This is a genomic window from Emticicia sp., from assembly GCF_043780375.1.
Classification (GTDB): domain Bacteria; phylum Bacteroidota; class Bacteroidia; order Cytophagales; family Spirosomataceae; genus Emticicia.
The window spans coordinates 32,877-47,713 of sequence record NZ_JAYWCU010000152.1; the positions used below are offsets into that span (position 1 = coordinate 32,877).

Sequence of the window (14,837 nt, forward strand, 5' to 3'; positions counted from 1 at the left end):
GTAGTTTTTAAGTTTTATTTCTTAAATAGCTCTATTTCTTGTTGAAGTTTCAGATTATCTTTATTGAGTGAGTCAGATTTGAAATAAAAATATAAAGTTGTCGCCAAGAATATTTTAGATAGAATAAAGATGGCAATAAAGGCTGGTCGCCAATATTTATGTACCCGCAAGTGCGTGTCGCTTACTTCTACTTCCAAATATTTTACTTCTTCTTTTGGTGTTTCATTTTTTTGATGAGATTGCTCATTAAAATCCCACTTTTTTAGGCTGGTATCTTCGTACTCTTTGATACGCTGACGCACATTTGGTGGAGGAATATTAACCGAAAAATGTTGATTAATGACTTGTCCTAAATCTTCGAGAGCAAAAGAAATTTCAGGATAGGTATGCGTATGTTTTTCTACATCTTTTTGTTGCTCGTCAGAGGCTAACCCTAAGATGTAAGTTTCCAAAATACCGCTTTCGATGTATGTTTTAGGATTCACTTTTATATAATTTAGGGTTTACGAAAAGATTTAACGTGTTGGCTGATAGCTTTCATGGTGGCTTCTTTTGACAAACCCAGTTTTATAGCAATTATTTCAAGAGATAAGCCTTGTTTAAAGGATAGATTAAAAATCAATTTGGGGAGCGAATCACCATCGAACTGAGATTCTTCATTACTTGATAATAATAAATTGAATCGTTTATTAAACTCAAGGGCTCTGGCTCGTGCATTGCGAATGATACAAATGGCATCACTCACTTCATCAATACAATTAAGTAGATGAGGCGAATTGAATAGTTCTACAAGCACTTCTTGAGCAAGGCGTTCTTGTGGAATTATCTGCAAAATCACGCCATAGGCCATTGCTCCGTATCGGTCATACAACGAAAGTGATGGCACTGCATTCGTTTTGTCTAAAGCTTTATTTGTAGGCCTTAATGTGCTCATTTTATTGTTTAACTACCGAGTAGTATTTTCATTGTTTGATTTGTGCCTATCACTAAAAAACCACAAGAAAGTGTTTATTTAAAAAAAAACGAAGTTAATGTGCAATAAATTTAAAAGCAAATTCTCTTGTTACTATTTTATGAGTTTGACAATTATATTTTCAATTCAAAACCTTTCTCATTCGCCAAATAGCAGCTTCTAATCTTCGCATTTGTGTGCCGAAATTTAGTCGAATATAACCTTTTCCGTCAAAATAAACCCCACCGTCCGAAATGCCTATGCCAGCATTTTCTAATAACTCAGCAATATTTTCAATGCCCGACTCTCGAATATCAATCCATGCTAAATAAGTGGCTTCCAGTGGTTGCATTGTAAAGCCGTTAAATGAATTCATTTCTTGCAAAACAAAGTCATGGTTTTTGCGTAAATAGCTTAATAATTGGTTGTGCCATTCATCGCCATCACGGTAAGCAGCAAGGGCAGCTTGATAAGCAAACGCCGAAACTTCTGGCTCAATAATAGAACGTAATGTAGCAAATCTTGCCCGAATTTCGTTATTTGGAATAACTGCAAATGAACAACCCAAACCTGCAATATTGAAAGTTTTACTCGGAGAAAGTAACGTAATCGTCTGATTTTCAGCATCTTTGTTCAAAGTTGCAATCGAAATATGTTTTTTTCTTTCATCCAAAATCAAATCGCAATGAATTTCGTCGGAGCAAATCACAATATTATGTTCTACACAAATATCAGCCAAAGTTTGTAACTCCTCTTTAGTGAAAACTGTACCCGCAGGATTATAAGGATTACACAACATAAATATTTTTGTACGAGGTGTAATTGCTGCTTTGATAGCCTCAAAATCAAAAGTCCAACGATTATTTTCTAAGAGTAAAGGTACTTTTACCAAATTCTTTTTAGCGGCTATTGGAGCTCTCATAAAAGGGCCATAAACAGGAACAGTCGTAATTATTTCATCACCATCATTGCCCACAGTCATACACGAAAGCGTTAACCCAGGTACAAGACCTGGAAGCCAAATAATCCATTCTTTCTTTATTTCCCAGTTGTGGCGTTCTTTAAGGCGTTTGATGACTACATTAAGCAACTCGTCTGGCGTGTGCCAATAGCCAATAACACCTTGTTTTACTACATTTTCTAATGCTTGCAAGATAGGTGGAGCCGCCTTAAAATCCATGTCAGCAACCCAAAGCGGAATAATATCACGGTCTTTATATTTATCCCATTTAACACTATCGGTATTTGTACGGTCAATTAATTCGTCGAAATCGTAAGTCATTGATTCTAAAGTGTTTGTATTGGTTTTATTACCGTTTGAATGAAAAATATTTGCAAGATAAAAGGATAAAACTTAATTTTCTGAAAATAGTTTATTAAAACAATCATCAATGCCAACTTACAACCAACTCAAACGCCAAATTGACTTAAATCCATTTGCCGAGCTGATGCTTCGCAATGAGTTAAAAGCTTTGCCAAGTATCATTCAAGAAAATGAATACATTGATGCTTCAGTTCATGGTTATTGGAATACCCGTCATGTGCTATTGTTGGCAACTACGCAACGAATATTGTTGATTGATAGCGATAATTATGGCGATGTTGAAGTTATAGAATTTCCTTATAATAATACAATTACAGTGCGTTGTCCAACGCCCGATTCGGTGGTTTTTGGTACGGCAACGCATAAGATAAAGATTGACAATACACTCGAAGAATACATTGCGGCTTTCTATGCAGTAGCCCATAACAGACTTGCGGGAAAAGAACCACTTATTCATCGTGAAAGAGATATTTATGCCAAACAAACACAACAAGAGTCGGTGGAGCAAGCTGATAGTCAGCCGAGTAATAATCCTTTTCATGTATTTTTGAGAGGTTTAGATGGACTTTCAAAAATGATAAAACCAGCCGTGGTTAAACAAAATATGCAGGAAGAAAAACAATCTTTTTCAACAAATAGTATTTCACCATCGACTGAACCCGAAAAGTCATTAGACGAACTTTTGATTGAATTGAATGCTTTAGTCGGACTGCAAAATGTTAAAGATGAAGTAAGTAGTTTGGTGAATGTTTTGAAAATTGAAAAGATTAGACAAGAGCAAGGAATTGATTTGCCCGACCGCTCGTTACACATGGTTTTTCATGGAAATCCTGGTACAGGAAAAACAACTATTGCACGACTTTTAGCAAAAATATTCAAGGCTTTGGGCGTATTGAGCAAAGGACAATTATATGAAACCGACCGCAGTGGTTTGGTGGCAGGTTATACTGGTCAAACTTCGCTGAAAGTACGTGAAGTTTGTGAAAAAGCAATGGGCGGAATTTTGTTTATTGATGAGGCTTACGCACTCAATAGCGATGATACTTACGGCCCCGAAGCGGTCAATACTATTGTGAAATTTATGGAAGATAACCGTGATGATTTTGTAGTAATCGTGGCAGGTTATGAACAGAAAATGACTGATTTTATTAACTCAAATCCTGGCTTACATTCGAGGTTCAACAAATACATTGGTTTTAAAGATTATACACCCGAAGAACTGCTCGAAATATATTTATTGCAAACGCAAAAAGTGCAATTAAAAGTAGAAGAAGCTGCCAAAAAGAAAGTTTATAAACTTTTCAAAAAAATGTACGAAGACCGTGATGCTGCCTTCGGAAATGGGCGACTTTCACGTAATATTTTTGAAAAAACCTACGAAAAACAAGCCAATCGTCTTGTAAAAGAAGGTATTGAGAAAGCAGATATTAGTTTGATAAAAGAAGAAGATATTCCTGTGATGGAGTAGCGGTTAGACTACGCTAACCAATCAACTAACCTGAGCCAAGACTAAGATCGAAATCTATAAATCCTCAATTTTATCAAGATAAAATTCTGCCTGTTTCAATATTTCATTTCGTTGTTCGACAGGCATTTTATTAAGCGTAACATATGCCATTCCGATGCGTGGATTTCGTTCCAATTTCGCTCGATGGCGGTCATAAAAATGCCAATAAAGCGAATTAAATGGACAAGCCTTTTGTCCTGTTTTCTTGCTTTTGTCATAAAAACATGAACTACAATAATCGCTCATTTTATCAATATAATTGGCCGATGCTACGTATGGCTTTGAGCCAACAACTCCGCCATCGGCGTACTGGCTCATGCCACGAGTATTTGTGATTTCGACCCATTCTATTGCATCAATATAAATACCCAAATACCATTCGTCAATATCATCGGGATTGATGCCCGCTAACAAACAAAAATTGCCAATAATCATCAATCTTTGGATGTGATGAGCGTACGCAAAGTTTAATGACTGCCCAATAGCGTGTTTCAGACAATTCATTTTGGTTTTGCCAGTCCAAAAGAAATCGGGAAGTTTTAATTCGTGTTTAAAAAAATTAAGTCTTTGAAAATCAGGCATTTGATTCCAATAAATGCCTCGCATATACTCTCGCCAACCGATGATTTGCCTTACGAAACCTTCAATTTGAGCAATCGAAATCTCATCTTGGTTTTGTTCCCAATGCTCAACTGCTCGCTCTACAACTTCTAAGGGAGAAAGTAACTTTATATTTAATGAAAACGACAATCGAGAATGATAAATCGACCAATATTGCATTGACATTGCATCTTCGTAAGTTCCGAAATTGGGCAAGCAGTTCTTTACGAAAAAGTCTAATAATTGTAGAGATTCTTGCCGAGTAAGAGGCCAAAAAAATGCTTTTGCATTTACGTTTCCAATGGTCTTTATTTCTTGTTTTTGTACAAGTTTATGAATTTCCGAAACATCCCTGTTAAAAACCAAAGGTTCAACGGGGCGATGTGTCTTCGGAAGTTTTTTTCGGTTGTCTGCATCGTAGTTCCATTGCCCTGTAATTGGCTCATTACCGTCCATCAAAATTCCATATTTTCGTCGCATCATTCGATAGAAACTCTCCATCAAGAAGGTCTTTTTACCTTTAAAAAAATCCGTCAGTTGGGTGCGGGAACTCAAAAAGTGCTCGGTATCGTATGTCTTAGTAGAGATTTTTAATGAAACTGAAAAAGCCTTTAATTGCTCATCAAGTCGGTATTCGTCGGGAAGTTGATATTCAAAATGCGTAACCTTATTTTCTTCAATGATCCATTCCAAATTTTTGGTCAAAGATTGTGTATTTTGTGCATCGTCCAAACGCAGATATATGATCTTATGCTTCTGACTATTAAGGTTTTGACTAAATAAACGCATTGCCGAAAAGAAACCCAAAATCTTCTGTATATGGTGATTAACGTAGTCAGTTTCCTGCCTCATTTCCATCATTACATAGAGATTAGAGTCATTTTTTTCTTGAAACCACGAATGATTATGATTGAGTTGGTCACCCAATATGAGTCGAAGAACCATGAAGTTTTTTAGATAGATGTTTCATGGAATTAACCAATTATTGGCGTATTTGTTTCGATAATCCTAAACTAATCCTTCTGGATTGGGAATAAAGTTCAAGAACGAATCAGCATGAGTTTTATATTTTTCGGTGTCGAGGGCGTATAGAAAAGCACCTTTTTTTGAGAACCCTTTCTGTTTCTCTTTCAATTTTATCAAAAGCCCAGTTGAGAGGATTTTTCGGCTAAAATTTCGCTTATCAAAATTATTGCCATAAATGGCTTCGTAAAGATTTAATATTTGAGGAATCGTAAATTTTTCGGGCATCAATTCAAAGCCAATCGGGTGAAATGCTGCCTTGTAGCGTAGTCGATCAATCGCAATTTTAATCATTTCACTGTGGTCGAAGAGCAATTCGGGCAAATTGTGCATCGAAAACCATTGAGCGTGGTGCGTGTCCGAAATATTGGTTTCGTAATCTTTCACATTCACCAAAGCATAATATGCCACCGAAACTGTTCGCTCTACAGAGTCACGGCTTGGGTTTCCAAAAGCATTGATTTGTTCCAAAAAAATGCCTGAAACGCCCGTTAATTCAAATAAAATCCTTTCGGCTGCTTGGTCGAGGCTTTCGTCAGGTTTTAGCCACCCACCCATTAGCGACCAAGTATCGTGGTCGGTCTGAACGCCACGTTTCACTAATAATAATTTCAATTCTTCGCCATCAAAACCAAATATAATGGAGTCCAGAGCCACCAAGCATTTGGTTTGTTGTTTATATAGTTCTAACATTCAATATTTTAGGGTAAATTATATTATAGGCAAGCATGGTCAATAATTAGCAATATATGAAAGTAGATACCTATGCACAACAAAAATAGGTAATTTCTCTAAAAAACTCGTATTTTTACACAAAAAAGCCTAAATGTTACTCTTAGAAATCAAGCATCTGCACAAATCGTTTAACGAAATTAAAGCAGTAAACGATATTTCAATCAATCTCGAAAAAGGTAAGATTTTAGCAATTTTGGGTGAAAGTGGCTCAGGAAAAACAACCCTACTTCATTTAATTGCGGCACTCTACGAACCAGATTCGGGAACACTCACGCTCGACGATGTACGCATCACCCCACCCTCCGAAAAACTTATTGCTGGAAATCCTGACATTAAATTAGTCAGACAAGATTACGGACTTTTTCCGAATATGTCGATTCGTGAAAATATTGCTTATGAACTGCGTTATTATGAAGAAAAATATCGTAATAAAAGAATAGATAAATTATTAAAAATCAGTGGTTTACAGAAAGTTCAAGCTCATCGTCCTCGCCAAGTTTCGGGTGGTGAGCAGCAACGGGCAGTAATCGTAAAAGCTATTGCCGAGCAACCCAAACTACTGCTTTTAGATGAGCCTTTTAGTCATTTAGATATTCTCAACAAGCGAAAATTAAAGAACGAAATATTACACATCATAAAACAAGATGCCGTAACGTGCATTTTCGTAACGCACGACGTAGCCGATGCCTATGATATGGCCGACAACTTGGCAATTATGCGAAAAGGCAAGATTCTCCAAATCGGAACACCAGAAGAAGTTTATCAAAAGCCTGTAAATCAATATATTGCCGAAATTACAGGAGAATTGATGAATGCAGCTTTTAGCGTAAAAAGTGCTAAGTCAGACTTAGAAAAATTCAATACAAAACACGCTACACTCAGCACTCAGTTCTTACGCCCCGAACAAATTCGTATTTCTGAAAAATCTGATATAACGGCAATTGTTCAATCTATTAAGTTTGGGGGAGCATATTATGAGGTAATTTTGAAATTAGATAATTCATGCTTGAAAATGTATAGTTTTGATAAATTGAGAGTAGATGATGAAGTTAGGATTGAAATTATTTGAGAAAAGTAAATTCTTCAAAATCAATCATTTAAATCTTATAAATCTCTTAAATTCTCTTTAAGAATGATTAAGTTAAAATATCCTATTTTTACTTGAATAATAGATAAAACGTCCATTCTTGAAAACGTTTGTAGATATTTTCTGTGAACGATTAATAAAATTTAGATAAAAATTTATTCTATTCTTTGCATTTGTTTGGCTAATTACTCAACTTTGCATCGGTATCAAGAATTTCTAATAAAAATTTAGAAAACCAACCGAGTCGAAACGCTACGGTGGTCAAAAGATGCGGGCTCTTTACAAGTCAAAAATGTTTTATTTTTCTCTTCAAGGCTCCCCTCCAATTACTTGATAGCTATCAACTCACAAAATATTTAACCAAAAACATAGGATTTATGCCTTATTTATTCACTTCTGAGTCAGTATCGGAAGGACACCCAGACAAAGTATCAGATCAAATCTCAGATGCTCTTATTGATAATTTCATGGCGTTTGACCCTTCATCTAAAGTTGCTTGCGAAACTTTGGTAACAACAGGTTTAGTAGTTTTGGCAGGAGAAGTGAAAACACAAACATACCTTGATGTTCAAGCAATTGCCCGTGAGGTAATCCGTAAAATCGGTTATACCAAATCAGAATATATGTTTGAGGCAAATTCGTGCGGAATTATCTCAGCTATTCACGACCAATCGGCCGATATTAATCAGGGTGTTGATAGAGTGGTAATTGCAGATGATTTTGAATCAAAAGCAAACGCTCAAGGTGCAGGCGATCAAGGAATGATGTTTGGCTATGCCACCCGTGAAACCGACAATTATATGCCATTGGCTTTGGACTTGGCTCACACCATCCTCCAAGAAATGTCATATATACGTAACAATGAGCCAACCTTGATTCCTTACTTACGCCCCGATGCAAAATCTCAGGTTACAATCGAATATTCTGACGATAATGTGCCTCAAAGAATTGATACAATTGTAGTTTCTACGCAACACGATGATTTTGCAGAAGATGCAATAATGTTGGCAAAAATCAAGACAGATATTATAAATATTGTTATGCCACGAGTGAAAGCAAAATTGAAAACTGAATTGCAATTATTGTTCAATGATGCGATTACTTACCATATAAATCCAACAGGAAAATTTGTAATTGGTGGCCCACACGGAGATACAGGTTTGACAGGACGTAAAATTATTGTTGATACTTATGGTGGTAAAGGTGCTCACGGTGGTGGTGCTTTTTCAGGAAAAGACCCATCTAAAGTTGACCGCTCTGCAGCTTATGCTACTCGCCACGTAGCCAAAAACTTAGTAGCCGCTGGTCTTTGTGATGAAATATTGGTACAAGTTTCTTATGCAATTGGTGTAGCAAAACCTTGTGGATTGTTTGTAACAACTTATGGAACTGCCAAAGTTGATATGACTGATGGAGAAATTGCACAAAAAGTAGCCGAAATCTTCGATATGCGTCCTTATGCTATAGAGCAACGCTTAAAATTACGTAACCCAATTTACTCAGAAACGGCAGCTTATGGACACATGGGACGTAAGAATGAAATAGTTACAAAAACTTTTAAAGGCCCAGATGGAGCAATTGTAACCAGAGAAGTAGAACTTTTTACTTGGGAAAAATTAGATTATGTTGATGCCGTGAAAACTGCATTCGGACTATAATTTTTCATATAAAACAATAACTGGTAGGGGTTCAAAATTTTGGACTCCTACTTTTTTTGTTTTTACATATCGGTTTTTTAAAATATCAAGTTCAGAAAATATTCTCTTAAAACATTCTTCAAAAACAGATTGTTTTCAATTGAAAAATAATGAGTATTTTCGCAAAAATAATCTCCAAGTTAATGAAAGTCATTCAATTACGTTCTTTAATATTTTTAATAGTTTATTGCTCATTTTCTATTGCAACATTTGCCCAAACACCCAAACCTGCGATTAGTGTAGCCAAGCCAACGGTCTATTCTATTATTGAACAAGTTCGCAAAAAATATGCTCCTGATAAACGAGTGGCCATTTTTCAAGCAGAATTAGATTCAAACCGAATTGTAGGTAAAACTAATTTGCCATTAGCTAAAAAAGATTTATTAAATCGCTTAAAGTCAAATGGTTATATCTTGGCAGATGCCGTAAGGATTTTGCCAAATACTGAAGAATTGGGTGATAAAATATATGCTTTTGTGAATGTTTCGGTGGTCAATATGCGTAGTCAGCCCAAAGAACCTGCCGAGTTAGCATCACAAGCTCTGCTTGGTACATCCCTAAAAATATTTGATAAAGACCGCTATTGGTACCAAGTACAAACCCCCGACAATTATATTGGTTGGGTAGAAGGCACCACTATTGACCGCATAACCAAAGAAGAACTTGATAGTTATCAAGCAAAAACTAAACTTATTTTTTCTAAACCTTATGGGTTTTCATACACTAAACCTGACGAAAATGCTCAGACCGTGTCTGACCTTACTTGGGGCGATTTGTTGGTAGTAAAAGATACTTTAAAAGATTTTTACGAAGTAATTTATCCAGATAATAGGAAAGCGTTTATTGCCAAAAATGAAGCTATTCCTTACCAAAAATGGAAACAATCGGTAATGCCAACCGAACAAAACTTGGTAAATACAGCTACTCGTATGATGGGTTTGCCTTATTTGTGGGGCGGTACTTCGTGGAAAGGGGTTGATTGTAGCGGTTTTACACGAATGATTTACCAAAATAATGGAATTTTACTTCCTCGTGATGCTTCCCAGCAAGTTTTTGTTGGCGAAGAAGTGGCATTCGAGCAATTGAAAGCGGGCGATTTACTGTTTTTTGGAGAAAAAGCAACTACCGAAAAATCCGAAAAAGTTGTTCATGTAGGCATGTGGATAGGAAATAATCAATTTATCCATTCGTCAGGAATGGTCAAAGTTAGTAGTTTTGATAAAAATTTTACTAACTATGATGCCCATAATGCAAGCCGTTATTTGCGTGCAAGACGAATATTAGGTTCAGAAAAAGGTATCGTATCGTTGAAAAAATAATTAAGTCGATTTTTTAATCGGAGTGTCGAAAGTCCGATATTTAGCGTAACTCAATATTTTATTTGTCAATTATACACTTATTCCATATTTTTCGTACTTTCGCAATGATATTCAACCAAAAAATAAACTAATGAAAAAATCTCTCATTTTTTCTCTTCTCATTCTCTTCGTTGCACTTGCTTGTAAGCAGACTCGAAAAATGCTGTCGGACGAAAGTTATGCCAAATTATCTGAAGATGAAAAACACAAAGTCAAACACGCCCTTGATGGTATTCAGCTTGCCGACCCTGACCTCGAAGTAACGCTATTTGCTTCCGAGCCAATGATGATGAACCCCACCAATATGGATATTGATGCCAAAGGTAGAGTTTGGATTTGTGAGGGCTATAATTATAGGAACAAGTTAAATCCTAAAAACCCTTACAACAAAAAAGGCGACAGAATCTTGATAATGGAAGATACCGACCAAGATGGAAAAGCTGATAAAAGTACTGTTTTCTATCAAGGCGAAGACATAAACTCTGCACTCGGAATTTCGGTTTTGGGCAATAAAGTTATCGTTTCGTGCAGTCCAAATGTATTTCTTTTTACTGACGAAAATAACGATGGAAAAGCTGATAAAAAAGAAATTATTTTCACAAACTTAAAAGGAGTGCAGCACGACCATGCTATTCACGCTTTTTCGTTCGGCCCCGATGGAAAATTATATTTCGACGGTGGAAATGAAGTAGAAACTTTAAGTGATAAAAATGGTAAGGAACTGACCGATGATTTGGGCAGACCATTTTCGACGTATAAGCAAGGGAAAATTTTTCGTTGCGATATTGATGGCTCAAATGTGGAAATTTTAGCACATAATTTTCGTAATAACTACGAAGTTGCCGTTGATTCTTATGGCAGAATGTGGCAATCGGACAATGATGATGATGGAAATAAGGGCGTGCGTATAAATTATGTGATGGATTATGGTAATTATGGTTTCAAAGATGAAATGACGGGAGCGAGTTGGCAAGAACGCCGTACTAACTGGGAATCTGAAATTCCGTTACGTCATTGGCACTTAAATGACCCAGGTGTTGTGCCAAATTTATTACAAACTGGTGCTGGTTCACCAACAGGTATGATTGTTTATGAAGGGAAATTATTGCCCCAAAAATACCAAAACCAAGTTATTCATTGCGATGCTGGTCCAAGTATTGTGCGTTCGTACCCAGTCGAAAAAGTGGGTGCTGGTTTCAAAGCAACAATCAATAATATTTTGGATGGTGCAAAGCGTGACCAATGGTTCCGCCCTTCAGATGTAACAACCGCACCCGATGGTTCGATTTTCGTTGCTGACTGGTACGACCCAGGTGTTGGTGGACACGCAATGGGCGATTCGGTACGTGGACGAATTTATAGAATTGCACCAAAAGGAGAAGATTATTCTGTACCAAAATTTGATTTTGAAACTGCCGAGGGTTGTGTAGAAGCTTTGCAAAATGCCAATTTAGGAGTACGTTATTTGGCTTGGACAAAACTAAATGCCATGCAAGATAAAGCTGAAGAAGCATTAGTGAAACTTTGGAAAGGAGACGATTCGAGAATGCGTGCAAGAGCTTTATGGTTATTGGGCAAAATCAAAGGAAAAGAAGCAAAATATGTGCAGGAAGCAATCGAAGATAAAGATGAGGATATTCGTTTGACGGGTATTCGTTTGTCTCGTGAATTACCATCAGATAATTTGACAATATTGAAAAAATTGGCAAATGATGCTTCTCCTCAAATTCGCCGTGAAGTTGCATTGGCAATTCGTCATAAAACTTCGCCAGAGGCGGCTGCAATTTGGACAACTTTGGCCAATCAATACGATGGAAAAGACCGCTGGTATTTGGAGGCGTTGGGTATTGCAGCCGATAATCAGTGGGATGAGTTTTTCGCCAATTATATTGCTCAAGTTGGCGAAAAATGGAAAACAGATGCCGCTACAAAAGACATCGTTTGGCGTAGCCGTTCGACTGATAATATATTTCGTTTGGCTGAATTGGCAAAATCAGAAAAGGAAAATCTTCGTTTTTTCCGTGCCTTTGATTTTCAAACAAATCCAGAAAAAACCAAAGTTTTACTCGGAATGTTAGATGGTGGAAATGCTTCTAGCGATGTTATGACCTTAGTTTTCAAGCATTTAGATGTAACAAGTGCCAAGAAGGATGCAATGTTTCAAAGTCTGTTACCCAAAGTTTTAAGTGGCATTAAAAACCCAATGGATTACTTAGATTTGGTGAAACGTTATGAAATGAAAAACCAGTCTGACCGCCTAACAGCAATGGCTATGAATGATTCACTTTTGGGCAATGAAGCGGCAAAAGTTCAGATTAAACTTAATGGTTTGGGTGAATTTCAGAGATTAGCAAAAAGCAAAGATGAAGATCTAGCTCGCAAGGCTATTATGATTTATGGAGGGGTAGATGATAAGCCAGTAACTGATTATTTGGTAGCTTTATTTAATAATAAAAATCTTGCAAAAAACCTTCGCAACGAATCAATGAGAGCTATGAATGGCTGGAATAGTGAAGCTATTTTGTGGGATTTAGTAAAAGCTAACAAAGTATCGGAAGAGGTAATGCCTATTGCAAAGAAAATCCTTTTGGGGACCTGGCACGGAGATATTCGCTCAGAAGCAATGAAAATGTTTGGTGCAGAAATGGACAAAGAATTGGGCGATATTAACGATTTAACTAAGGGAATTGGTAACGCCACAACTGGACAAGCAGTATTTAAAACTTACTGCGTAGCTTGTCACCAAGTGAAAGGAGAAGGTATCAACTTTGGACCAAATTTAACAGAAATCGGTAGTAAACTATCAAAAACAGCTCTTTATTCGGCTATTATTAACCCAAGCCAAGGCATAAGCTTTGGTTATGAAGGCTATAAACTCAAACTAAAAGACGGGACAGAAGTAGAAGGAATGATTTTAAGCAAAACCGAAAACGATGTAAATCTAAAGCAAATTGGCAGTACAACTCCAACTGCTTTTAAGCGTGCCGATATTGTTTCGATGGAAGAAAACGAAGAATCATTAATGCCAAAGTTTCCACTTCAAAAGCAAGAAATGGTTGATTTAGTGGAGTATTTACGCACTTTGAAGAAGCAATAAAATTCTTAAAATTTGAATTGAAAAGGAGCGTAATTTTAAGAATTATGCTCCTTTTTTGTATAAGGTATCTTTTTGATTATGTTTGTGAAAATCTAAACAGGTTCACCATCAATTCTAACTTTTCTTACTATATTCATTTATGAAAAAAAATCTTTGGAGTTTGGTACTCCTTTTGGGAGTTTGTCTTGATGGTTTCTCTCAAAATCAGTCAACTTTTACCAACCCATTATTGCCTTCTGGAGCTGACCCGTACAGCTTTTATAAAGATGGATATTATTATTATACACATACTTCACAAGGAAAACTGGTGATTTGGAAAACCAAAAATTTGGCAGATTTGAAAACTGCTGAGTCTAAAATAATCTGGACTCCACCAGCAGGAACTATGTATTCTAAAGAATTATGGGCTCCAGAGATTCATTTTATTCGTGGGAAATGGTATATGTATTTTGCTGCTGATGATGGCGATAATAACCATCATCGAATGTATGTTTTGGAGAATAACTCGCCTGACCCAATGATAGGTGATTGGACTTTTAAGGGAAAAGTAGCCGATACTTCAAGCGACAAATGGGCAATTGATGGAGATGTTTTTAAGTATCGTAGGAAATTATACATGATTTGGTCGGGGTGGGAAGGTGACAAAAATGGACAGCAAAATATTTATATTGCCAAAATGAAAAACCCTTGGACAATTAAAGCGGGGCGTGTAAAAATATCAGGTTCGGATTTTGATTGGGAAAAACATGGCGACCTAAACGACCCAAATTTGCCCCATGTCAATGTAAATGAAGGCCCACAGATATTAAAACATGGAAAAAAGCTATTTATTGTTTATTCTGCAAGTGGCTGCTGGACAGACTTTTATGCCTTAGGAATGTTGAGTGCCGATGGAAATGTCGATTTAATGAAACCAAGTAATTGGAAGAAATCAGCTGAACCTGTTTTTAAGCAATCTCCCGAAAATGGTGTTTTTGCTCCAGGTCATAATTCATTTTTCAAATCTCCTGATGGAAAAGAAGATTGGATACTTTATCATGCCAATTCAAAATCTGGACAAGGGTGTGGGAAACTTCGTTCGCCAAGAATGCAAAAATTTTATTGGAATAATGACGGCACGCCTAATTTCGGAGTTCCTGTAAATGAAAATCAAGAATTGACAATTCCATCAGATAAGAAAATCCAAAAACATTAACAATGAAAAAATACATTGCTTTCCTCAGAGGGATAAACGTAGGAAATATCCGCATCAAAATGCCTGATTTGAAAACAGCTTTTGAAAAAATGGGTTTTCAAAATGTAGCAACTTACTTACAAACAGGAAATGTAGTTTTTGATTCTGAAAAAAGTATAACAGAAATTGTTACGACTCAGGTTCTACCCTGAATTAGTTAAATTGAATAAAAAGTATTAATCTTACTTCATCTTGTTAGATATAGAAATCATATCGAAATTTG

12 protein-coding genes and 1 riboswitch are annotated in these 14,837 nt (G+C 36.4%); of the genes, 7 read left to right on the plus strand and 5 right to left on the minus strand.

Annotation, left to right across the window (positions count from 1 at the left end; all coding sequences use genetic code 11):
• Nucleotides 1-14: 14 nt before the first annotated feature.
• The 3 genes from ACH2CJ_RS12195 to ACH2CJ_RS12205 all read right to left on the minus strand — a co-directional run bounded on the left by ACH2CJ_RS12195 (nt 15) and on the right by ACH2CJ_RS12205 (nt 2,234).
• Nucleotides 15-485, minus strand: coding sequence for a hypothetical protein (locus ACH2CJ_RS12195; RefSeq protein WP_394993085.1), 471 nt, complete (start codon nt 483-485; stop codon nt 15-17).
• 11 nt (nt 486-496) lie between these two features.
• Nucleotides 497-934, minus strand: coding sequence for a hypothetical protein (locus ACH2CJ_RS12200; RefSeq protein ID WP_394993086.1), 438 nt, complete (start codon nt 932-934; stop codon nt 497-499).
• Nucleotides 935-1,094: 160 nt separating this feature from the next.
• Nucleotides 1,095-2,234 (minus strand): MalY/PatB family protein, encoded by a 1,140-nt coding sequence (locus ACH2CJ_RS12205; protein WP_394993087.1) that lies wholly within the window; start codon nt 2,232-2,234, stop codon nt 1,095-1,097.
• A 109-nt stretch (nt 2,235-2,343) separates the two neighbouring features.
• Here ACH2CJ_RS12205 and ACH2CJ_RS12210 point away from each other — a divergent pair, with 109 nt between their 5' ends.
• Nucleotides 2,344-3,744, plus strand: coding sequence for an AAA family ATPase (locus ACH2CJ_RS12210; protein WP_394993088.1), 1,401 nt, complete (start codon nt 2,344-2,346; stop codon nt 3,742-3,744).
• Between the two features lie 54 nt (nt 3,745-3,798).
• Here the strand turns inward: ACH2CJ_RS12210 and ACH2CJ_RS12215 are convergent, their stop codons facing one another.
• On the minus strand, nt 3,799-5,328 hold the full coding sequence (locus tag ACH2CJ_RS12215; protein WP_394993089.1) for a cryptochrome/photolyase family protein: 1,530 nt from the start codon (nt 5,326-5,328) through the stop codon (nt 3,799-3,801).
• Between the two features lie 63 nt (nt 5,329-5,391).
• Nucleotides 5,392-6,099: an NUDIX domain-containing protein gene (locus ACH2CJ_RS12220; RefSeq protein ID WP_394993090.1), complete on the minus strand. Its 708-nt coding sequence runs from the start codon at nt 6,097-6,099 to the stop codon at nt 5,392-5,394.
• Nucleotides 6,100-6,232: 133 nt separating this feature from the next.
• Here ACH2CJ_RS12220 and ACH2CJ_RS12225 point away from each other — a divergent pair, with 133 nt between their 5' ends.
• The 6 genes from ACH2CJ_RS12225 to ACH2CJ_RS12250 all read left to right on the plus strand — a co-directional run bounded on the left by ACH2CJ_RS12225 (nt 6,233) and on the right by ACH2CJ_RS12250 (nt 14,766).
• Nucleotides 6,233-7,210, plus strand: a complete 978-nt coding sequence (locus ACH2CJ_RS12225; RefSeq protein WP_394993091.1) for an ABC transporter ATP-binding protein — start codon at nt 6,233-6,235, stop codon at nt 7,208-7,210.
• A 216-nt stretch (nt 7,211-7,426) separates the two neighbouring features.
• Nucleotides 7,427-7,532, plus strand: a riboswitch (SAM-I-IV-variant riboswitch).
• Nucleotides 7,533-7,605: 73 nt separating this feature from the next.
• A complete protein-coding gene (gene metK, locus ACH2CJ_RS12230) occupies nt 7,606-8,886 on the plus strand; it encodes a methionine adenosyltransferase (protein ID WP_394993092.1) in 1,281 nt (426 codons plus the stop codon).
• 182 nt (nt 8,887-9,068) lie between these two features.
• Nucleotides 9,069-10,244, plus strand: a complete 1,176-nt coding sequence (locus ACH2CJ_RS12235; protein WP_394993093.1) for an NlpC/P60 family protein — start codon at nt 9,069-9,071, stop codon at nt 10,242-10,244.
• Between the two features lie 130 nt (nt 10,245-10,374).
• A complete protein-coding gene (locus tag ACH2CJ_RS12240) occupies nt 10,375-13,380 on the plus strand; it encodes a PVC-type heme-binding CxxCH protein (RefSeq protein ID WP_394993094.1) in 3,006 nt (1,001 codons plus the stop codon).
• Between the two features lie 139 nt (nt 13,381-13,519).
• The gene (locus ACH2CJ_RS12245; RefSeq protein WP_394993095.1) at nt 13,520-14,575 is read left to right on the plus strand and encodes a family 43 glycosylhydrolase; all 1,056 of its coding nucleotides are present in this window, start codon (nt 13,520-13,522) and stop codon (nt 14,573-14,575) included.
• Between the two features lie 2 nt (nt 14,576-14,577).
• Entirely contained in the window at nt 14,578-14,766 is a 189-nt protein-coding gene (locus ACH2CJ_RS12250; protein ID WP_394993096.1) for a DUF1697 domain-containing protein, read from the plus strand.
• The last annotated feature ends 71 nt before the right edge of the window (nt 14,767-14,837 follow it).